This is a genomic window from Duganella sp. GW821-FHT07G03 (assembly GCF_059418605.1).
The window spans coordinates 1-21875 of the sequence record NZ_JBWKQE010000003.1; the positions used below are offsets into that span (position 1 = coordinate 1).

The window sequence follows — 21875 nt, forward strand, 5'->3', positions numbered from 1 at the left end:
GAGCGGTAGTTCAGTTGGTTAGAATACCGGCCTGTCACGCCGGGGGTCGCGGGTTCGAGTCCCGTCCGCTCCGCCAAGAACAAGATACCCCGCAGCTATTATTAGCTGCGGGGTTTTTCTTTTTCCGGTCGCATTAATTCAATTCCCTTCCTTTGAATATCCTTCCTTGTAATAAATATCCGCTTTAGAAACAGATATTTACCTGTGGTATCGTGCGCGGGTGCCTAGCTCATCAATAGTAAGATGCAGCGTGTAGTACTGAATCTATATTCATTTTGTTATTTGATGGACAATTTACCAAGGGGATACAATATGGCTTTTAAGAAATTTGCTATTGCCGCAGCGTTGCTGTGCGCATCGGCAGCCCAGGCGGCGCCGGTTTTTTCTGATAATTTCGACACCGACACGCTGGCATTGAACGCAACCAATTTCCACGGCGGCTGGGCTGTCGCCGGCGGCACCGTGGACGTCATCGGCGCGCCAGGCTTTTTCGATCTGGTGCCGGGCAATGGCCGCTATGTCGACCTGGACGGCTCGACCGGCCGCGCCGGCCTGCTGTTCAACTCGGTCGCGCTGAGCGCCGGCGTCACCTACAAGCTGTCGTTCGACCTGGCGGGCAACAACCGCGGCGCGGGCAACGACACCGTTGAGGTGGGGTTCGGTAGCGGCAGCCAGGTCTTCACGCGTTCGGCCGCCGATGGTTTCCAAACCTTCAGCCTGACCTACACCGCCAGCACCAACGGCCTGGTGGGCTTCAGCTTCGCCGACCAGGGCCGCGACAACCAGGGCGCCTTGCTGGACCGCGTATCGATCACCGCCGTGCCGGAACCAGAAACCTACGGCATGCTGCTCGGTGGCCTGGCCCTGTTGGGCGTGGTCGCGCGCCGTCGCCGCCACGGCTGATAGCCGGCCTCGTAGCACCAAGCCCGCCTCGGCGGGTTTTTTGTTGTCCGGTGTGGCGGCGTGACTGTTTTGCCAATGATTTACTCTTGCTATAGAGGGGGGCGCGCTGTAAAATCCGCCAACCGGAATTGGCGAACGCGAGTTCGCCTTTTTTGTATGTGCAAGTTCCACTCAATCCGAATTGGCAGACCATGTTTGAATTTATTCGTACCCATCAACGTTTGATGCAGATACTCCTGGCGATTATCATCGTCCCGTCGTTCGCATTCGTCGGCATCGGCAGTTACAAGAGCTTCGGCGACGACGCCAATACGATCGCCAAAATCGACGGCAAACCCCTGAGCCAGCAAGAGTTCGATAATGCCGTGCGCAACCAGCTGGACAGCTATCGCCAGCGTCTGGGCGCGCAGTTCGACCAGAAGATGTTCGACACGCCGGAATTCAAGCAAAACATCCTCGACCAGCTGATCGCCGAGCGCGCCGTGGCTGCCGAGGTGGTGCGTTCGCATTTGAGCGTCAGCGACGCCCAGCTGCAAAAAACCATCAAGGAGCAGTTCGGTGGCGAGGGCGCGTTCGACATGGAGCGCTACAAGACCATCCTGGCCGCGCAAGGCATGACGCCGACCATGTATGACCAGCGCATCCGTCACGACATGACCTTGCAACAACTGGGCAACGCCATCGAGGCTACCGGCTTCGCGCCGCGCGCCGTGGCCAAGACCTTGTCCGATATCGGCGCGCAGGAGCGCGAAGTGCAGGAGCTGCTGCTGCCGGTGGCCGACTTCGTGCCGCAAGTGAAGATCACCGACGCCATGGTCAAGGCTTTCTACGACAAGAACGCCAAGTTCTTCGAAGTGCCGGAACAGGCCAAGATCGAATACGTGGTCTTCAACAGTAGCGCCGTCATGAGCCAGATCGCCGTGACCGACGCCGAAGTGGCCGCGTATTACGCCGCCAACCAGGCCGGCTTCACGACGGCCGAAAGCCGCCGCGCCGCGCACATCCTGGTCGCGCTGAAGAAGGGCGCCAACGCGGCTGAAACCGCCGCCGCCAAGGCCAAGGCCGACGCCATCGTGGCCGAACTGCGCAAGACCCCAGGCGACTTCGCCAAGGTCGCCAAGGCCAAGTCGGAAGATCCGGCATCGGGCGAACTGGGCGGCGATCTGGACATCGTCACCAAGGGTGCGCTGCCAGCGCCGGTCGAAGCCGCCGTGCTCAAGCTGAAGCAGGGCGAGATCAGCGATCCGGTGCAGTCGGAATTCGGTTTCCACGTGCTGACCGTGACCGCGCTCAAGCCTGCCGTGGTCAAGCCGCTGGACGAGGTGAAGACCGAAGTCGCCGAAGCGCTGAAGAAGCAGAAGGCTTTGAAGAAATATTCGGAAATGGCGGAAGCCTTCACCAATACCGTCTACGAGCAGTCGGACAGCCTGAAGCCGGTGGCCGACAAGCTGGGCCTGAAGATCGAAACGGCGGCCAATGTCTCGCGCACGCCGTCGCCGATGGCTGCTACGGCGCCGTACAACAACGCCAAGTTCCTGGCCGCGCTGTTCTCCAACGAATCGATCAGCAGCAAGCGCAACACTGAAGCTGTCGAGACCGCGCCTAGCACCCTGGTGGCCGGCCGTATCGTCGAATTCAAGCCTGCCAGCAAGCGTCCGCTGGCCGAAGTCGACGCCGCCATCCGTCAGCGCGTGTCGATGGAAGAAGCCGCCAAACTGGCCGCCAAGACCGGTGCCGAGAAACTGGCCGCCTTCAAGAAATCGGGCGACGCCACCGGCTTCGGCGCCGCCAAGCTGGTGTCCCGTTCCAAGCCGGAAGGCGTGAACGGCCTGGCCATGCAGGAAGTGATGAAAGCCGACACCGCCAAACTGCCTGCCTACGTGGGCGTGGATGTGCCTGGCATGGGCTACGGCATCTACCGTATCGGCAAGGTGCAGCAGCCTGAAGTCCAGGACGAGGCCCGCCGCAAGTCGGAAGCCGAGCAGATCAGCAGCATCGTTGCCCAGCAAGAGATGCACGACTACATCGAACTGCTGAAGCAAAAGGCCAAGGTCAAGATCCTGAAGCCGATCGTAAAAACCACAGTAGCAGAAGTGAAGTAATGTCGTCCTCCGGGAAGCGCAACGCGCTTCCCGCTTTCGTCTTATCCCCGCCGATACAGCGTGTTCGCGCCATCCGCAGCATTCCCCGTCTCCCTGGTTGCCCGCCTTCGACTTTGCTAGTTAGTTGCCTTTTTTGAATAATTAATTGACATCAAAAATCGACCGGTGTATTTTTGGATTGCGTACCGAGCTCATCGGGCGCATCTTGGGCTTCCACTTAACTACTGGGGAAAAAATGAAACTATCTTCACTCTTAGTCGGGTCCGTGCTGGCGGCCAGTGCGATGTCAAGTCACGCCGCCGACGATAGTCAGGCAATTAGTGTCACGCTGGGCGGCGATCCGGTAGGCGGCTATAGTTCGGGCTTTTACGCGAACCACAGCGTGGCGGGAACTTTCACCGATGTCTTTACTTTTAGCCCTTCGGTCGGTCCCAGCCTGGTCGATGTCTGGGTACAGACCATGAATCTGCAATCTAGCCACGATATCGATTTCATCTCCGCCAATCTGAACGGTCATGCCTTGACCTTCACGCCTGTCGGCGCATTCGAAAGTGGCACGCTCGACCCCACCATGGTCAGCGGAAAACTGGTACTGACAGTCGTTGGCATTTCGAAAAACATCACCACCAGCTACTCCGGCACGCTGAATGCCAACCCTGTGCCTGAACCGGAAACCTACATCATGATGTTGGGTGGTCTGGGCATCCTGTCCTTCCTGGGACGCCGCCGTAAAAAAACCTGAGGCAGCTTTGCCGCGTCGTCACAGCGCGGTGTGGACAGAGCCCCGTATCGCATGGCGATCAGCGGGGCTTTGTTGTTTTAAGGGCGGGCGGCGGCGATCAGGTCCAGCGCGGCCTTGCGGAAGGCGGCGGCGTCGATGGCGTCCAGCTCCAGCGGCAGCGCCTGGGCGAACTTGACGAAGTTGCGGTCGATCGAGCGCAGGTAGGCCGGATCGTAGTGGTCGGCCAGCAGCTCTTCGACCAGGGCCGGCATGGCGCCGTCGACCGCCATGGCCTGCCAGCGCTTGATCGTTTCGCGGCCGTGCAGCGCCACCAGATGTTCCAGCTGCTCGTTGAGCGAGGCCGGGCTGTCGGTGAAATGCGCATAATCCTCCATCAGCAGGCGCACGCGATTCTCGCGCGACAGCGTCAGTGCGATACATTCCGAGGCGCGCATGGTGTCCATTAGCGCGGCCGGCACGCGCAGATTGCCGACCTTCTTGCTCTCCGATTCCACGAACACCGGCAACGCCGGATCGAAGTTGCGCAGCGCATGCCAGATGGCGGTCTCGAAAGCCTTCTGGCTGGGCTGCGGCTGGCTGGGCAGGTTGCCCAGCACCGAGCCGCGATGCGCGGCCAGCTGCTCCAGGTCCAGCACCTGCGCGCCATGCGCGTGCAGCACTTCCAGCAGGCGGCTCTTGCCGCTGCCGGTGGTGCCGCAGATGACTTTGAAATTCAAGCCCGGCGCCTGCTCCAGCGCGGCGTTGACGTGGGCGCGGAAGGCTTTGTAGCCGCCGTCCAGCTGCGCCGCCGGCCAGCCTATCTTGGCCAGGATGTGCGCCACCGAGCCGCTGCGGTTGCCGCCGCGCCAGCAGTAGATCAGTGGCCGCCACTCGCGCGGCTTGTCCAGCCACAGCGCCTCGATGTGGGCGGCGATGTTCTTGGCCACCAGCGCGGCGCCAACCTTCTTGGCCTCAAACGAATTGACCTGCTTGTACATGGTGCCGACGCGGATGCGCTGCTCGTCGTCCAGCACCGGTGCGTTGATGGCGCCGGGCAGGTGGTCGAGCGCGAATTCGGCCGGGCTGCGGACGTCGATGATGGCGTCGAAGCGGTCCAGTTGCGGGAGTGCGTCGTCGAAGCCGATAATTTCTGGATACTTCATTTTGCCTTGATGCTTTTTTGTAGGACCGGCCAGATATTGGCCAGGATGGTGGGGTGGGCCGTGGCCAATGGATGCAGGCGGTCCGGCTGGAACAGCTGCGGCTTGTCGGCGATCCCGTCGAGCATGAACGGCACCAGCGGCGCCTTGATCTCCTTGCTCAACGTGCCGTACATGGCGTAGAACTTGTCGGCGTAGTCGCGCCCGTAGTTGGGCGGCATGCGCATGCCGATCAGGACAATTTTGGCGTCGGCCTTGGCGGCGGCATCGGCCATCGCCCGCAGATTGGTTTCGGCGGCGGCCACCGGCAGGCCGCGCAAGCCGTCATTGGCGCCCAGTTCGATCACCACCAGCGCCGGCTTGTACTTTTGCAGCAGCGCCGGCAGGCGCGAGCGGCCGCCGCTGGTGGTCTCGCCGCTGACGCTGGCGTTGACCACGGTGGCCGGGATGTTCTGGTCCTTGAGCTTCTGTTCCGCCAGCGCGACCCAGCCGGCGCCGCGCGCCAGGCCGTATTCGGCCGACAGACTATCGCCGAGCACCAGCACGGTTTTTGGTGCAGAATAGGCGCTCGTCGCCGCCGCTGCCAGCAGCAGGGCGGCCAAAGCCTGACCACTCAGTTTTCTTGATAAACCGTTTTTAAAACTATTCAACACATTCAGCATGCCTGATTTCCCTAAAGCGTCTTCCCATTTCATGCCGGATGGACCGGGCTTGGCGGCCAGCGTCGCGACGGCGCCGGCGTCCGGCAGGCAGCCCGCCATCGCCGTCAGCGGCCTGGCCAAGCGCGTGGCCGACGCCAGCGGCGAACTGACGATCTTGCACGAGGTGGATTTTACCGTGCAAAAAGCCGAGACGCTCGCCATTGTAGGCGCTTCCGGCTCCGGCAAGTCGACTTTGCTCGGTCTGCTGGCGGGCCTGGACACGCCCAGCGCCGGCAAGGTCGTGCTGGACGGCGTCGATATCTACGCGCTGGACGAGGATGGCCGCGCCGCGCTGCGCAAGGAAAAACTGGGCTTTGTGTTCCAGTCCTTCCAGCTGCTGGCGCACCTGACAGCACTGGAGAACGTCATGCTGCCGCTGGAGTTGCGCGGCGCCAAGCACGCGCGCGAGAGCGCGGAAATGATGCTGGAGCGGGTGGGGCTGGCCAGTCGCCTGAAGCACTATCCCAAGTATTTGTCCGGCGGCGAGCAGCAGCGCGTGGCGTTGGCGCGCGCCTTCGTGACCGAGCCGCCGCTGCTGTTCGCCGACGAGCCGACCGGCAGCCTGGACGCCGCCACCGGCGAGGCCGTCATCAAGCTGATGTTCGAATTGAATCGCCAGCACGGATCGACGCTGGTGCTGGTCACGCACGACCAGGCCATGGCTGCCCGTTGCAGCCGCACCATCACCATCGCGGCGGGCCGCCTGGTGTGAGTTGACGGGGCCTTGTTTATATCGTAAGTTCTAGCCTTTCTTACAAGCTGATATAAACTATATGCTCAATTTCGTCCGCCGCGCGGCCGCCTTAACGCTGATGCTGGCTGGCGGCGCGTCCACCGCCGCGACACCGGCGCCGCACACGCCGCTGCAATGGCGACATGCGGCCATCGCCGACATCGAAGCCGCCTACCAGATCACGCTGGACAACCACCCGGGTACCCACGACCCCGCCAATCCCGCATTCCGCGCCAATCTGGCCAAGGCGCGTGCGGCCGGCTTGGCGCTGGCCGCCCAGGTGCGCAGCGGCGCCGGTTACCGGGCCGCACTGCAGCGCTTCAATACCCAGATCCACGACGGCCACGCCGGCGTTGCCGTGGGCGCCATCGACCAGCTGCTGCCGCTGCGCTGGCCAGGCTTCGTGGCGGCATGGCGCGGCGACGGCATGCTGGTCTACAAATCGGAACCGGGCGGCCCGCCGGCCGGCGCGCGCATCGACAGCTGCGATGGGCTGACCATGACCCAGCTGGCCGAGCGCAATGTGTTCGCCTTTGAGCGCCGCATCGAAGAGCGGGGACACTGGTGGGTGTACGCCCGCGACGTGTTCATCGACAAGGGCAATCCCTTCATCAAGCTGCCGGCGCGTTGCCGGTTCACGCTGAACGACAAGCAGACGGAGTTGAGCCTGACCTGGCGCCTGCTCACCGAGCAAGCGACCCTATGGCGCAATGCTAACTACAACGGTCCGACATTGCCGGTCGGCCTGAGCGAGCCGCGCGCAAAGCTGTACTGGGTCTCGATGCCAACTTTCCAGCCCGACGAGCGGCAGCGCGAGGCCTATCGCGCGATGACGGCCGAGGTGCGCGAGCGTCGGCAGCGCTATCTGGACGCGGATGCGGTGGTGATCGATCTGCGCGACAACCAGGGCGGCTCGTCGGCGTGGAGCCTGGAGTTTGCGCAGGCCTTGTGGGGCGCGGACCGGGTGACCCGCAGCATCAACGCGCGCTCGGCGCAGGAGCATGTGTGGTGGCGCACCTCGCCCGCCAATATCGCCTATGTGACGGAGCTGGTCGGGCTGTTGCGGCAAGAGAAGCAGGAGAGCGTCGCGCTTGAAATCGGCCTCATTGCCGAGGGCATGCAGGCCGCATTGACGCGAGGCGAGAAGTTCTATGTCGAGCAGGACCCTGCGGTCGAGGGCGGGCAGGACGGCGGCGCCGGCAAGCCGCCCGACGATCCGCCTGCCTTCACCGCGCCGGTGTATGTGGTGGTGCCTGGCCAGTGCGCCAGCGCCTGTCTTGATGCGCTGGACTACTTTACCATGTTCCCGAATACGAAATTGATCGGCGCGCCCAGCGCCGCCGATTCGACCTACATGGAGGTGCGTACCCAGGACCTTGCTTCGGGGCTGGCCAAGGTCATCATCCCGAACAAGGTCTACGTGGGGCGCGCGCGGGCGGCGGGACAGTTTTACTCACCGGCGATCTATGTCAATGACGTCGAGTGGTCGCAGCCTGCCTTCCTGAAGGCGATCGAAGCCGACCTGTCCAGGCGTTGAGCCTCAGCGGCCGTGGTACTGGACCATGCGGTTCAGCGCCACGCGGATCGCCGGCACCAGTTCGCTGGCGGTCAGGCCGATCGGGCCGGTGCCTTCGGTGACCAGCACATCGGCCGCCATGCCGTGCAGCCAGACTCCGGCCAGCGCGGCTTCCCACAAAGGCCAGCCTTGCGCCAGCAGGCTGCCACACAGGCCGGACAGCACGTCGCCGGTGCCGGCGCTGGCCAGCGCCGGATTGCCGGTGGTGTTGATGACGGCGTCGCCGTTGGGCGCCGCGATCACCGTGCCGGAACCTTTCAGCACCACATTGGCGTTCAGTTTGGCGGCCAGCTTGCGGGCCGCGCCCACCCGGTCGGACTGGACCTCGGCGATGGTGGTGCCCAGCAGGCGCGCCGCCTCCAGCGGATGCGGGGTCAGCACGCAGCCGCCGGGCCGCTGCGCCAGCGCCGTTTGCAGCGACGGTTCCGCCGCCAGCAGGTTGAGGGCGTCGGCATCGGCCAGCAGCGCGCTGTCGCTGGCGATGGCGCGCGCCAGCAGGGCGGTGGCCAGGCGCGAGGCGCCCAGGCCGGGCCCGATCACCAGCGTCGATGAGCGCATGTCGAAATCGTCGGCGAGCCGGCACATGAGTTCCGGCTGGCCGCTGTCGCAAGGCAGCGGGTCTTCCACGAACAGCGCGTAGACGCGGCCGGCGCCGCTGTTGAGCGCAGTGCGCGCGGCCAGCAGCGGCGCGCCGCTCATGCCGCGCGCGCCGCCGATCACCGCGACGTTGCCGTAGCTGCCCTTGTGCGAGTTGTGCATCCGCGAGCGCAAATGGCGCGAGAAAAACTTGACGTCGTTCAGGTGCAGCCGCGCCGGCGCGAAGTGGCCGATGTCGATGTCCAGGCGCGCCACATCCACCAGGCCCGCGTAGTCGCGGCCGTCGCAGGTGTGCAGGCCCGGCTTGTTGCCGATGAAGGTGACGGTGTGGGTGGCGTGGATGGCCACGCCGTCCGGGCCGACGATGGCGCCGGTGTTGGCATCGAGGCCGCTGGGCAGGTCCAGCGCCAGCACCGAGCATTTGAGGCCGTTGACCGCCAGCGCCAAGTCGCGCAGCGCGCCGCCCAGCGGGCGTTGCAGGCCGAGGCCGAACAAGCCGTCGACCACCAGCGTCCATTCGGTGCCGGCCACTTCCGCCAGGTCAAGCTCGGCAAAGCGGGCGTCGCTGGTCTGGGCGCGCTGCAAGGCCACCGCGCGTTCGGTGGAGGACGTCGATGGCGGCGCAAAGTGCAGGATGCTCACCTGCGCGCCGGCATAGGCCAGGTGGGCCGCCGTTTCCAGCGCGTCGCCGCCGTTGTTGCCGGGCCCGGCCAGCACCAGCACCTTGGCCTTGGCGGTGGAGAACGGCAGCAGATCGAGCGCGGCGTTGGCGCCGGCCTGGCCGGCCCGTTGCATCAGCACACCTTCGGGCAGCGCGGCGGCCGCTGCTTCTTCGATGGCGCGTATCTCCGCGCAGGAGTAGAGTGGGTTCATGGTGCAATTTTAGCATCTAATTTATGTTGTAAGGCCGCTGTCCCGTGCGCGGCCGAGCCACTACAATATACGCTTCAGTCATCGTAACGAGGCATGCATGGATTGGCAATTCTGGATAGACCGGGGTGGTACGTTTACCGACATCGTGGCGCGTCCGCCCGATGGTCGCCTGCGCACGCTCAAGCTGCTGTCCGACAATCCCGAGCAATACGCCGATGCGGCCATCGCCGGCATCCGCCAGATGATGGGCGTGGCCAAAGGCAAGCCGATACCGGTGGCGCAGATCGGCGCCGTCAAGATGGGCACCACGGTCGCCACCAACGCGCTGCTGGAGCGCAAAGGCGAGCCGACCGCGCTGGCGATCACGCGCGGCTTCCGCGACGCGCTGCGCATCGCCTACCAGAACCGTCCACGCCTGTTCGACCGCCACATCCTGCTGCCCGAGCTGCTGTACAGCCATGTGATCGAAATCGACGAGCGCATGGGCGCGCATGGCGACACCGTCGCCGTGCTCGATATGGAAACCGCCCGCGCCGGCCTGGCCGCGGCCTACGACATGGGCCTGCGTTCGCTGGCCATCGTCTTCATGCACGGCTACCGCTATCACGCGCACGAGGTCAAGGTGGCCGAGATGGCGCGCATGATGGGCTTTACGCAGGTCTCGGTGTCGCACGAAGTGAGCCCGATGATGAAGCTGGTGGCGCGCGGCGACACCACCGTGGTCGACGCCTATCTGTCGCCCATCCTGCGCCGCTATGTCGACCAGGTGGCCAAGGAAATGCCGGGCGTGAACCTGCAATTCATGCAGTCCAGCGGCGGCCTGACCGACGCGCGCGCCTTTCACGGCAAGGACAGCATCCTGAGCGGCCCGGCCGGCGGCATCGTCGGCATGGTCCGCGCCAGCAAGCTGGCCGGCTTCGACAAGGTGATCGGCTTCGACATGGGCGGCACCTCGACCGACGTGTCGCATTTCTCCGGCGAGTTCGAGCGCGTGTTCGAAACCCAGGTGGCCGGCGTGCGCATGCGCGCGCCGATGATGAGCATCCACACGGTGGCGGCGGGCGGCGGCTCCATCCTGCATTTCGACGGCAGCCGCTATCGCGTCGGCCCGGACAGCGCCGGCGCCAATCCGGGGCCGGCCAGCTACCGGCGCGGCGGCCCGTTGGCGGTCACCGACTGCAATGTCATGCTCGGCAAGATACAGCCACATCACTTCCCGCAGCTGTTCGGCGCGGAGGGCAGGCAGGCGCTCGACGCCCACGCCGTGCGCGCCAGGTTCGCCGAGTTGGCGGCGCAGATCAAGGCCGCCACCGGCAAGGAGACCACGCCGGAACAGGTGGCCGAAGGCTATATCGAAATCGCCGTCGGCAATATGGCCAACGCGATCAAGCAGATCTCGGTGCAGCGCGGCCACGACGTCACCGAATACACGCTGACCAGCTTTGGCGGCGCGGGCGGGCAGCATGCCTGCCTGGTGGCCGACGCGCTGGGCATGACGACGGTGTTCGTGCATTCGCTGGCCGGCGTGATGTCGGCCTACGGCATGGGTCTGGCCGACCAGACCGCGATGCGCGAGGCCGCGGTGGAAAAGCGCCTGAACGCGGAAGGCCTGGAGGAACTCGAGGCGCGCCTGCATGCGCTGGGCCGCCAGGCGCGCGCCGACCTGCAGCACCAGGGCGTTGAGGATGAGCGCATCGTGCTGATACGCCGCGTGCACCTGCGCTACGAGGGCACCGATTCGGCGCTGATCGTGCTGTTCGATACCACCGACAGCATGCAGGAGCAGTTCGAAGCGGCCTATCGCAAGCGCTATTCCTTCCTGATGCCGTCCAAGGCCCTGATCGTCGAGGCGGTATCGGTGGAGGCGATCGGCAAGTCTGACGCGCCGTCCGAATCGGTGGAGCCGGCGGCGCGCCGCGTGTCCGGCCTGATGCCGCATGCGGTGGTGCCGATGTACGCCGACGGCAAATGGCGCCAGACCAGCCTGTATCAGCGCGGCGCCACGCGCATCGGCGACATCGTCAAAGGCCCGGCCATCATCGCCGAGGCGAATGCGACCACCATCGTCGAACCGGGCTGGCAGGCCGAGGTGACGCTGCACGACCACCTGGTGCTCAAGCGCGTGGTGGCGCTAGCGGAGCGCCGCGCCATCGGCACCAACGCCGACCCGGTGATGCTGGAGATCTTCAACAACCTGTTCATGTCGATCGCCGAGCAAATGGGGCTGCGCCTGCAGAACACCGCTTACTCGGTCAACATCAAGGAGCGGCTGGACTTCAGCTGCGCCATCTTCGACGCCGACGGCAACCTGATCGCCAACGCGCCGCACATGCCGGTGCATCTGGGCTCCATGGGCGAGAGCATCAAGACGGTGATGCGCGAGAACTCGGGCCGGATGCGCGCCGGCGACGTCTTCATGCTCAACGACCCGTACAACGGCGGCACCCATTTGCCGGATGTGACGGTGATCTCGCCGGTGTTCGACGAGGCCGGCGCGGACATCCTGTTCTACGTCGGCTCACGCGGCCACCATGCGGACATCGGCGGCACCACGCCGGGCTCGATGCCGCCCGATTCGCGGGTGATCGAGGAAGAGGGGGTGTTGATCAATAACTTCAAGCTGGTGGACGGAAGCAATGCGGGCGCCGCCGGCGGCCAACTGCGCGAAGCCGAGACGCGCGCCATGCTGACCGGCGCACGCTACCCGGCGCGCAATCCGGACCAGAACATGGCGGACCTGCGGGCGCAGGTGGCGGCCAACCAGAAGGGCGTGGACGAACTGCGCAAGATGGTGGCGCACTTCGGCCTGGAGGTGGTGCAGGCCTACATGGGTCACGTGCAGGACAACGCTGAGGAAGCCGTGCGGCGCGTGATCAGCGCGCTGAAGGACGGCAGCTACACGCTGCAGCTGGACAACGGCGCGCAGATCCAGGTGGCGGTACGGGTCGACCACGCCGGCCGCAGCGCGGAGATCGATTTCACCGGCACCTCGCCGCAGCTGGAGAACAATTTCAACGCGCCGTCGGCGGTGTGCATGGCGGCGGTGCTGTACGTGTTCCGCACGCTGGTGGACGACGAGATTCCTTTGAACGCCGGTTGCCTGAAACCGCTGAAGGTGCTGATACCGCCGGGCTCCATGCTCAATCCCCACTATCCGGCATCGGTGGTGTCGGGGAACGTGGAGACGTCGACCTGCATCACCAACGCGCTGTATGGCGCGCTGGGCGTGATGGCGGCGGCGCAGGGCACGATGAACAACTTCACCTTCGGGAACGCGCAGTACCAGTACTACGAAACCATCAGCGGCGGCTCTGGCGCCGGTCCCGGCTTCGACGGCACCAGCGTGGTGCAGACCAATATGACCAACTCGCGCCTGACCGATCCCGAAATCCTGGAATTCCGCTTCCCGGTGCGCCTGGAAAGCTACGCGATCCGCGACGGCAGCGGCGGAGCGGGGCGGTGGTATGGCGGGAACGGCGGCACGCGCAAGGTGCGCTTCCTTGAAGCGATGACGGCGGCCATCCTGTCCAACAACCGCATCCACGCGCCGTTCGGCATGGCCGGCGGCGCGCCGGGCGCCCTGGGCCGCAACACCGTGGTGCGGGCGGACGGCAGCGTCGAGCAGCTGGCGCACATCGGCAAGACCGACATGCAGCCCGGCGACCTGTTCATCATCGAAACGCCGGGCGGCGGCGGCTATGGACCGGTTGGCGGCGAGGGTGGGCAATGAGGCCGCTGCCAGCCGGTAGCTTCCTGCTGCGCCCCTTCATCGCCGCCGACGCGCCGGTCTTCGCTGCGGGCGTGCGCGAATCGATGGCGAGCGTCGGCCTGTGGATGTCCTGGGCGCATGCCGAGTACACCGAAGAGCAGGCGCTGTCGTGGTTCGAATGGTGCGACGCCAGCCGGGCCGACGGCAGTGCCCACGAATTCGGCATCTTCCTGGCGGACGGCCAGACCCTGATCGGCGGCGGCGGCTTGAACCAGTTGAACCCCGTGCACGGGTTCTGCAATCTGGGCTACTGGGTGCGTGAATCGGCACAGCGGCAGGGCGCCGCGGTGGCTGCAACGTCGGCGCTTGCGCGCTACGCCTTCCAGCAGCTGCAGTTGGCGCGGGTGGAGATCGTGGTCGCGGCGGGCAATGAGCCCAGCCTGGCAGTGGCGCGCAAGGCCGGCGCCACGCACGAATGCCTGGCCCGCAACCGGCTCAGGCTGCGCATGGGCAGCGTCGACGCCCATGTCTTTTCCTTGATACCTGGCTGACGAAGCGCCTGCCGGTACCATCGGCATCGCAAAATAGTACCAGCGATTCCCGGCTTGTCCAGCACAGGGAGGCGGCGTACAGTTTTGGTTCGATGAACAGATGGAAGGGAGGACTCAGTGCGCATGCTACTCAAGCTCCTGCGGGGACGCAGCTCGGCACACCGTGCGATCTGGTCGGCCTTCCTGCTGTGCGCCATGTATTTTGTGACGTGGTATCTGATTTCCCACCTGTCCAACTTCCCCGGCTCGCTGATTTTGTAACTACGCCGTGGTGGCGATACCGTATTTGCGCTGGGTGTGCGAATACTGCGCCTGCAGCGCCTCCAGCGAAGGATGGGCCGGATCGATCTTGCGCATGCGCTCCAGCAGGAAGGCGCATTGTTCGGCCAGCGGCACTTCCCAACCCAGATCGTCCAGTTGCTTGAGTATCGCCGACGTCGCCGCCGGCAGCAGCGCCATATTGGCCGGCGCCTTGCGCAGGGCCGCGTTGAGCGTATCGACCGCCGCCCGCAGGTCGCCCTGGCTGCGCTGCTCGGACGCATGGGCGATCAGTTCCTCCACCTGATGCTTGATTTGCTCGCCCATGCCTTCGGCCAGGTCGTGGCGGCCGGCTTTTTCAAACACCTGCACCGCCTCGTCCATTGAGACGCCGCTCTCGGTGTCGTTCATCAGGTTCAGCATCAGCTCGGACGCCTGTTGGTCCAGCTTGACGTTCAGGCAGCTGTGCACCAGGCCGATTTTCAGGCCGGTGGACAGGCCGCGGCTGGCGCCGATGGCGGTCACCGCATTGGACAACTCGGTTGCCGCACCGGTGATATTGCCCGTCATTTCCTGCAGCAGGCCGGCGGCGATCGCGCGGCAGGCATCGACGTTGGCGCTGCCGCGCAATGAGCGCTCCATGTCGCGGATCACGCCGCTGGCCTGATTGGCGTCGCCTTTCTTGACCAGGGTCTTGACCAGTTTGACGTGGTCTTCGGGATCGCGGAATTCGGAGTACTTGGCCTTGGCCACCACTTGTTTAAACGCCTTCTCGGCGACGCCGACATCGCCCGTCTCGAACGCCACCTCGCCCAGGTGCCGCAGACGGTGCACCATGTTGGGCGAGATCGCCACCGCGTCTTCCAGTATCTTCTTGGCCGCTTCCTGCTGGCCCAGCGCTTCCAGGGTGCGCGCCAGCAGATCGTAGGCCGCCATGAACTTGGGATTGTGGGTCAGCAGTTCCTGCAGCGTCTCCTGCGCCTCGATGAACTTCTGCTGGCCGTACTGGCAGCGCGCCATGCCCAGGTGCGCCCAGGCGACAGGGCGGTTCATCAGGATGACCTGGTACACCACCTCGGCGTCGGCCAGTTCGTCCAGCGACACCAGCAGCTCGGCGCGCAGCCGCGCGAATTCGATCGCGTAGCGGGGATTCTTTTCTTCCGCGAGGCCGCACTCGCCGATGGCCTTGCGGACATTGCCCAGCTCAACCTGCTGATACACCGGCAGGAACACGTCGCGCCGTTCGACCGCCTTGCGCACGCGTTGCATCAGCGCGTCGACGGTGAAGGGTTTGAGGACGTAGTCGGTCGGGGTCAGCTCGGCCGCGCCGATCACCTTGCTGTAGACGCCTTCGGAAGTGAGCATGACGAAGATCGTCGATCCCGAGATCAGCTTGTGGTGGCGCAGGTCTTCCAGCAGTTGCTGGCCGTCCTGGCCGTTGTTCTCGCCGCTGCCGTTGCCCAGGTCGTACTCGCACAGGATGATGTCGAACGGTTTCTTGCCCAGCTGGCGGATGGCCGTGCCGGAGCTGACCGCGTAATCGATCTTGGTGATGCCGGACTGGTTAAGCATGTTGTGCAGGTTGCCGCGCATGCCCGGATTGGGGTCGACGATCAGCACTGACAAGTCACTATATTCCGCCATGTTACGCATCCAAGCTAAAGTTAAATCTAGCATACTCCATGGCAAGTCAAAATGTTATGAAAACAGGGTGGTTGGCCCCGCCCAAGGGCATATTCGCGCTCAAAATGGCTGCGAATGTTGCTTCGCCGGCACTTTTTGGCCCGAATTGGCGCTGTATAGACAGCGTGGTAAGAGGTATAATGCGCGCAAAGGAAATTCTGCATTACAAGTATCTCGTGCTCCATCTACCTTTAATCCGCAGCCACGCTGCATCAACCATCCTCCAACCATGTTGATTCTGCCGGGCTCCAACGCCCTGTCCGCATTCCGTAGCCAACGCCTGTTAACTCAACTGCAAGCCGCGCTGCCTGCCGTCGCCGCCGTTCAGGCGCGCTATGTCCACTTCATCGATGCCGCCGAAGCGTTATCGGCCGACGACACCAGCCGCCTCGGCGCGCTGCTGACCTATGGTGAGCCGGCGCATGCCGACAACACCGATGGCGCCGTCGAAGAGTTCTTCGTCATTCCGCGTTTCGGCACGATCTCGCCGTGGGCCTCCAAGGCCACCGACATCGTCCACAACTGCGGCATGGCGCACATCAAGCGCGTCGAGCGCGGCATCGCCTTCCGCATCAACCTGAAGACGGGCATCCTGGGCAGCAGCATCGGCGCCGCCAAGAAGCTGTCCGATGAAGAAGTGCAGGCCGTCGCCGCACTGCTGCACGACCGCATGACCGAATCTGTGCTGCGCCATCCAGACGAAGCGGCCGGCTTGTTCCGCACGCTGGAAGCGAAGCCGCTGGAATCGGTGGACGTGATCGGCATGGGCAAGGCCGCGCTGGAAAAGGCCAACACGGACCTGGGCCTGGCGATGTCGGACGACGAGATCGAATACCTGGACGCCGCCTTCACCAAGGCCGGTCGCAATCCGACCGACGTTGAGCTGATGATGTTCGCGCAGGCGAACTCGGAGCACTGCCGCCACAAGATCTTCAACGCCGATTGGACCATCGACGGCGTCGCTCAACCGAAGTCGCTGTTCGGCATGATCAAGAACACGCACCAGTTGCAGCCCAAGGGCACCATCGTCGCCTACAGCGACAACTCGTCGATCATGGAAGGCGCGGAAGTGATGCGCTTCTTCCCGCAGGGCGACGCGCACCAGTACGCGCCGATGACCGAGTTGACGCACACGCTGATGAAAGTGGAAACCCACAACCACCCGACCGCGATTTCTCCCTTCCCAGGCGCCTCCACCGGCGCCGGCGGCGAGATCCGCGATGAAGGCGCGACCGGCCGCGGCGCCAAGCCCAAGGCTGGCCTGGCCGGTTTCACCGTGTCGAACCTGATGCTGCCGGGCGCCGTGCAAGCGTGGGAAAACGACGGCGACGTCACCGCGCCCGCAGCCGACTACCGCAACAGCGGTAAAGCCTACGGCAAGCCGGACCGCATCGCCTCGGCCTTGCAGATCATGATCGAAGGCCCGCTGGGCGGCGCGGCGTTCAGCAATGAATTCGGCCGTCCGGTACTGGGCGGTTACTTCCGTACCTACGAACAGAATATCGGCAAGCAGTTCGCCGGCGCGCACGACACCGTGTTCGGTTACCACAAGCCGATCATGATCGCCGGCGGCATCGGTAATATCTCCGGCCAGCACACGCACAAGGACGACATCCCGGTCGGCAGCCTGCTGGTGCAGCTGGGCGGTCCTGGCATGCGCATCGGCATGGGCGGTTCGGCCGCTTCGTCGATGGCCACCGGCACCAACACGGCGGACCTGGACTTCGACTCGGTCCAGCGCGGCAATCCAGAAATGGAGCGTCGTGCGCAGGAAGTGATCAACGGCTGCTGGCAGCTGGGCGCCAACAATCCTATCATCTCGATCCACGACGTCGGCGCCGGCGGTTTGTCGAACGCCTTCCCGGAGATCACCAACGATGCCAAGCGCGGCGCGATCTTCGACCTGCGCAAGATCCCGCTGGAAGAAAGCGGCATGGCGCCGAAGGAAATCTGGTCCAACGAATCGCAAGAGCGATACGTGCTGGCGATCGCGCCGGACAGCCTGCCGATGTTCAAGGCGCTGTGCGAGCGTGAGCGTTGCCTGTTCGCCGTGGTCGGCACCGCGACCGAAGAACGTCAACTGAAGCTGATCGATCCTGAGCTGGGCAACGAGCCGGTCGACATGCCGATGGATGTCCTGCTGGGCAAACCACCGAAGATGCTGCGCGATGTGCATCATGTGCAGAACGAATTCCCGGCCATCGACCTGACCGGCATCGACCTGGAGGAAGCGGCCAAGCGCGTGCTGCTGCTGCCTACCGTTGGCGACAAGTCCTTCCTGATCACCATCGGCGACCGCAGCGTGGGCGGCATGTCCGTGCGCGACCAGATGGTCGGTCCATGGCAGGTGCCGGTGGCCGATTGCGCCGTCACCGCGATGAGCTTCGAAGGCTACCTGGGCGAAGCGATGGCGATGGGCGAGCGTACCCCGCTGGCCGTCATCAACGCCGCCGCGTCGGGCCGCATGGCGGTTGCGGAGGCGATCACCAACATCGCCGCCGCGCCGATCAAGGATATCTCCGACATCAAGCTGTCGGCCAACTGGATGGCCGCCTGCGGCCAGCCTGGCCAGGACGCGGCGCTGTTCGACACCGTCAAGGCAGTCGGCATGGAACTGTGCCCGGCGCTGGGCATCAGCATCCCGGTCGGCAAGGATTCGCTGTCGATGCGCACCACCTGGAAGGACGAGGGCGATGCCAAGGCTGTCACCTCGCCTGTATCGCTGATCGTCTCGGCCTTCGCGCCGGTGCACGACGTGCGCAAATCGCTGACGCCACAGATCAAGACCGATGCGGGCGACACCTCCATCATCCTGATCGATCTGGGTCGCGGCAAGAACCGTATGGGCGCGTCGGCGCTGTCGCTGGTCATGGGCCAGTTGGGCAACGAGACGCCGGACGTCGATAGCGCGGAAGACCTGAAGGCCTTCTTCACCGCCATCCAGCAGCTGAACAACGACGGCAAGCTGCTGGCTTACCACGATCGTTCCGACGGCGGCCTGTATGGCACGCTGACCGAGATGGCCTTTGCCGGCCGCGCAGGCTTGTCGATCAATCTCGACATCCTGACCCTGGAACAAGGCCATGGCGCCGACCAGGGCGATGCGAAGAACTGGGCCGGCCAGATCGCCGAACGCCGCAATGAGCAAACCCTGCGCGCGCTGTTCTCCGAAGAGCTGGGCGCAGTGATCCAGGTTCGCGCGGAAGAGAAGTCGCTGGTGATGGACGTGCTGCGCACCTTCAACCTGGGCGCGTGCAGCCATATCATCGGCAAGCCGAACGACCGTGGCGTGATCGAGTTCACCCGCGACGCCAAGATCATCTACAACAAGCAGCGCTCGGAACTGCACCGCCTGTGGAGCGAGACCAGCTGGCGCATCGCCCGCCTGCGCGACAACCCTGCCTGCGCCGATGCCGAATACGACCGCATCCTGGACGAAACCGATCCTGGCATCACGCCCAAGATCACTTTCGACCTGACCGAGAACGTGGCCGCGCCGTTCCTGGCGACCGGCGTGCGTCCTCGCGTTGCCATCCTGCGCGAGCAGGGCGTCAACTCGCATATCGAGACCGCGTACGTGATGCACCAGGCGGGCTTCAACGCCGTCGACGTGCACATGAGCGACCTGATTGCCGGCCGCGTCAAGCTGGATGACTTCCAGGGCATCATCGCCGTCGGCGGCTTCTCGTACGGCGACGTGCTGGGCGCCGGTGAAGGTTGGGCCAAGACCATCCTGTTCAACGCCGCGCTGGCCGAGCAGTTTGCCCGCTTCTTCGCGCGCACCGACAGCTTCGGCCTCGGTGTGTGCAACGGCTGCCAGATGATGAGCAACCTGAAGTCCATCATCCCGGGCGCGCATGCGTGGCCCAAGTTCACCACCAACAAATCGGAGAAATTCGAAGCGCGCTTCGCGATGGTGGAAGTGCTGAACTCGCCGTCGATCTTCTTCAACGGCATGGCCGGCACGCAGACCGCCATCGCCATCGCCCACGGCGAAGGCTATGCGGACTTCACGCAGACCGGCAACATCAACGAAGCCGTGGCAGCGATGCGCTTCGTCGACAACCGCGGCGCGGCCACCGAAGCCTATCCGTACAACCCGAACGGCTCGCCGCAAGGCCTGACTTCGGTGACCACGGCCGACGGCCGCTTCACGGTGATGATGCCGCACGCCGAGCGCGTGTTCCGCTCGGTGCAGCAGTCGTGGCATCCGGCATCGTGGGGCGAGGATTCGCCTTGGATGCGCATGTTCCGCAACGCCCGCAAGTTCGTCGGCTAAACACCGCTATCCGGTTTTAGGACAAACCCAAAGCCGAACTTCAGCTTTGGGTTTTTTTACGCCTGTGCCCGTTGAGGTGTAGTTTATATTATAATAAATTGATAATTAAAAATTTATCAATAATGTTTTTAAACTTATGCCGTAAAGGTCAAAAATGAAAATTCTTAAGCATGTATTGCCACTGATTACCGCAGCGCTCACAAGCACCAGCGCAATGGCCGCGATTGAACAATTCCACCTAGCCTACACATTCAATAAGCATGATCGGGTTTGGGTGGATACTGTCGAAGTAAACTTCACTGGTGAACGTAACGGCGATTTGATCGGAAACCTGGGACTGCTCGACTTCACCTTTAACGGGCACTTGTACAATTATGGCGTTCATGTGTCTGACTTCGACCCTGCTCTCGGACCTGTCTTGGTATCCGTCAGCGGGAACCAGAACAATTTCAGATTCAGCGGGCAGGATAAGATCGGGAACTGGGGGAACATCTTTGGTTCCCAGCCACAATTTAAGTGGGCGCCATTTTTTGTTGGGTTTGAGATATTGGGGGTACCGCGCAACCCTTGGGATGAAGGACCAATTAGTGCCGAAGATTACACCCTCAATTCCAGTTGGCGCGTTTCTGCAGTGCCGGAACCGGCAACCTACGGCATGTTGCTGCTGGGCGTTGGCGTCCTTGGCGCTTACGCCCGCCGCCGAACGGCCGGGCTGATCCGGCCAGGAGGGGCAAAGTGAAAATTTTCCAGGTATCTATTGTATTGGTCGCCGCATTGTTTAGCGTTGGCGCCAGCGCGGCAGACCAGCAATACCATCTTTCATACACGTTCAGTTCGGGTCACGGTGCAGCACCGTGGACCTTGGAGGCAGATTTTAGCGGTCAAAGCGAAGGTGACGTCATCCGTAAGCTGCAGTTCAGCGGAGTGAAATTAGCTGGTGAGGTCATCAACGTCATCGACCAGGTAAGGCCATTGTATGGCGATCTGGGAGAGGCAGTTATGTCGTTTAGCGGGAAAGGTAACGATTTCTGGCTTTATGGTCATGGTCCGGTAGTCGACATCAGCGTTGATAGCTACACCATCAAGCCGATGCCTGATCCATATACCCTGAATGCTGTGCTGTACTACGATGATGGCAACCATCCTCCTGGTGGCATAGGAATGAGTGATCAGGGCATCAATGCAAGTTGGAGAGTAACGGCGGTACCCGAACCGGAAACTTACGGAATGCTGCTATTAGGTGCGGGCATTGTCGGCGCCTATGCACGCAGACGCTTGGCGGTTTAAGCACTGAATTGGAGACCGGAGCGATCCGGCTTTTTTAATGTGCTTCTGTTCGGATGTGCTTATTAGCTTCTCGATAACTGAGTGCTGAAAGTTTGGGCTTTTCTTTTAGCGTGAATAGCCGGATTGCTTCCGGATCATGGCGGGCATAATCCCGCAGTGCCCAGCCTATCGCTTTTTTTATGAAAAATTCTTTCTCATGCGCCAGCGCGAGGGAGTAATTGAATAACCTGTTTGTATCGACCTTGTCGCGCCAGCCTAGTTGATGCAATAAGGCGATCCGGCGCACCCACATATTATCGTGAGATATAGCCTGGTCCATACCATCGTGGCGCTGGCGCAAAATATCACCGATTACCGACGCCAGCGCGTCGACCGTATCCCACCATGATTTCTCTTGCGCCAACCCGAGCAGTTCGGGAATGTGGATAGGCGCCAATTCCTTGCAGTGCATGGCGAGCAAGTCTATGGCTATGTATTGATATTCTCGTTGCGGCAGCTCCCATAATTCATGGACGCATCGAATAATATTATCCGCTCCGGCGCCTTTAAATGGCTTCAGCAGGGGGCTGGCTGCCATCCGGCGCTGCGGCGTGCCTACGCCGAGAAAATCAAACTGATCGCGCATATAGGCCCGCATGACGGGTGCGCGGCCGGGCGTGGCGGCAGAGGCGAGGGCGGTATCGAGGGCGGCGCGGAATTCGGGACTCATGGGGAAAGTATAGATGATTTCCACGCCAGCCCC

At 63.3% G+C, this 21875-nt stretch carries 16 protein-coding genes; 11 read left to right on the forward strand and 5 right to left on the reverse strand.

All coding sequences use genetic code 11. The annotated features are described in order from the left end of the window. The first annotated feature begins 312 nt into the window (after positions 1–312). The 3 genes from AC07OK_RS05730 (at position 313) to AC07OK_RS05740 (ending at position 3747) form a co-directional block, all read left to right on the forward strand. Positions 313–903 carry a PEP-CTERM sorting domain-containing protein gene (locus tag AC07OK_RS05730; protein WP_494689383.1) on the forward strand — a complete coding sequence of 197 codons (591 nt, stop codon included), beginning with the start codon at positions 313–315 and terminating at the stop codon, positions 901–903. Between the two features lie 191 nt (positions 904–1094). Then, a complete protein-coding gene (locus AC07OK_RS05735) occupies positions 1095–3005 on the forward strand; it encodes a SurA N-terminal domain-containing protein (protein WP_494689384.1) in 1911 nt (636 codons plus the stop codon). Between the two features lie 145 nt (positions 3006–3150). Further along, on the forward strand, positions 3151–3747 hold the full coding sequence (locus tag AC07OK_RS05740) for an FxDxF family PEP-CTERM protein (protein WP_494689385.1): 597 nt from the start codon (positions 3151–3153) through the stop codon (positions 3745–3747). Positions 3748–3824: 77 nt separating this feature from the next. Here AC07OK_RS05740 and mnmH read toward each other — a convergent pair whose 3' ends face one another. Together mnmH and AC07OK_RS05750 are read right to left on the reverse strand one after the other, a co-directional pair. Beyond that, positions 3825–4889, reverse strand: coding sequence for a tRNA 2-selenouridine(34) synthase MnmH (mnmH, locus tag AC07OK_RS05745; RefSeq protein WP_494689386.1), 1065 nt, complete (start codon positions 4887–4889; stop codon positions 3825–3827). Beyond that, entirely contained in the window at positions 4886–5548 is a 663-nt protein-coding gene (locus AC07OK_RS05750) for an arylesterase (RefSeq protein ID WP_494689387.1), read from the reverse strand. The genes mnmH and AC07OK_RS05750 overlap by 4 nt, the downstream gene beginning before the upstream one ends. Positions 5549–5579: 31 nt before the next feature. Between AC07OK_RS05750 and AC07OK_RS05755 the strand changes: the two genes are divergently transcribed. Together AC07OK_RS05755 and AC07OK_RS05760 are read left to right on the forward strand one after the other, a co-directional pair. Further along, positions 5580–6299, forward strand: a complete 720-nt coding sequence (locus AC07OK_RS05755) for an ABC transporter ATP-binding protein (RefSeq protein WP_494689659.1) — start codon at positions 5580–5582, stop codon at positions 6297–6299. 61 nt (positions 6300–6360) lie between these two features. Then, positions 6361–7857 (forward strand): S41 family peptidase, encoded by a 1497-nt coding sequence (locus AC07OK_RS05760; protein WP_494689388.1) that lies wholly within the window; start codon positions 6361–6363, stop codon positions 7855–7857. 3 nt (positions 7858–7860) lie between these two features. Here the strand turns inward: AC07OK_RS05760 and AC07OK_RS05765 are convergent, their stop codons facing one another. Next, positions 7861–9366: an NAD(P)H-hydrate dehydratase gene (locus tag AC07OK_RS05765; protein WP_494689389.1), complete on the reverse strand. Its 1506-nt coding sequence runs from the start codon at positions 9364–9366 to the stop codon at positions 7861–7863. A 97-nt stretch (positions 9367–9463) separates the two neighbouring features. Between AC07OK_RS05765 and AC07OK_RS05770 the strand changes: the two genes are divergently transcribed. From AC07OK_RS05770 to AC07OK_RS05780, 3 genes are all read left to right on the forward strand, one after another. Continuing rightward, positions 9464–13096, forward strand: a complete 3633-nt coding sequence (locus AC07OK_RS05770) for a hydantoinase B/oxoprolinase family protein (protein WP_494689390.1) — start codon at positions 9464–9466, stop codon at positions 13094–13096. Beyond that, positions 13093–13626 (forward strand): GNAT family N-acetyltransferase, encoded by a 534-nt coding sequence (locus tag AC07OK_RS05775; RefSeq protein ID WP_494689391.1) that lies wholly within the window; start codon positions 13093–13095, stop codon positions 13624–13626. The genes AC07OK_RS05770 and AC07OK_RS05775 overlap by 4 nt, the downstream gene beginning before the upstream one ends. 123 nt (positions 13627–13749) lie before the next feature. Then, on the forward strand, positions 13750–13887 hold the full coding sequence (locus AC07OK_RS05780) for a hypothetical protein (RefSeq protein ID WP_494689392.1): 138 nt from the start codon (positions 13750–13752) through the stop codon (positions 13885–13887). Here AC07OK_RS05780 and AC07OK_RS05785 read toward each other — a convergent pair whose 3' ends face one another. Beyond that, complete coding sequence (locus AC07OK_RS05785; RefSeq protein WP_494689393.1) at positions 13888–15528, reverse strand: response regulator; 1641 nt, start codon at positions 15526–15528, stop codon at positions 13888–13890. A gap of 268 nt (positions 15529–15796) precedes the next feature. On the opposite strand from AC07OK_RS05785, the gene purL reads away from it, so the two are divergent. From purL to AC07OK_RS05800, 3 genes are all read left to right on the forward strand, one after another. Further along, positions 15797–19846, forward strand: coding sequence for a phosphoribosylformylglycinamidine synthase (gene purL, locus AC07OK_RS05790; protein ID WP_494689394.1), 4050 nt, complete (start codon positions 15797–15799; stop codon positions 19844–19846). 154 nt (positions 19847–20000) lie between these two features. Further along, positions 20001–20585 carry a PEP-CTERM sorting domain-containing protein gene (locus tag AC07OK_RS05795; protein ID WP_494689395.1) on the forward strand — a complete coding sequence of 195 codons (585 nt, stop codon included), beginning with the start codon at positions 20001–20003 and terminating at the stop codon, positions 20583–20585. Then, on the forward strand, positions 20582–21133 hold the full coding sequence (locus AC07OK_RS05800) for a PEP-CTERM sorting domain-containing protein (protein ID WP_494689396.1): 552 nt from the start codon (positions 20582–20584) through the stop codon (positions 21131–21133). The genes AC07OK_RS05795 and AC07OK_RS05800 overlap by 4 nt, the downstream gene beginning before the upstream one ends. 34 nt (positions 21134–21167) lie before the next feature. Here the strand turns inward: AC07OK_RS05800 and AC07OK_RS05805 are convergent, their stop codons facing one another. Then, the gene (locus AC07OK_RS05805; protein WP_494689397.1) at positions 21168–21866 is read right to left on the reverse strand and encodes a DNA alkylation repair protein; all 699 of its coding nucleotides are present in this window, start codon (positions 21864–21866) and stop codon (positions 21168–21170) included. Positions 21867–21875 lie beyond the last annotated feature (9 nt).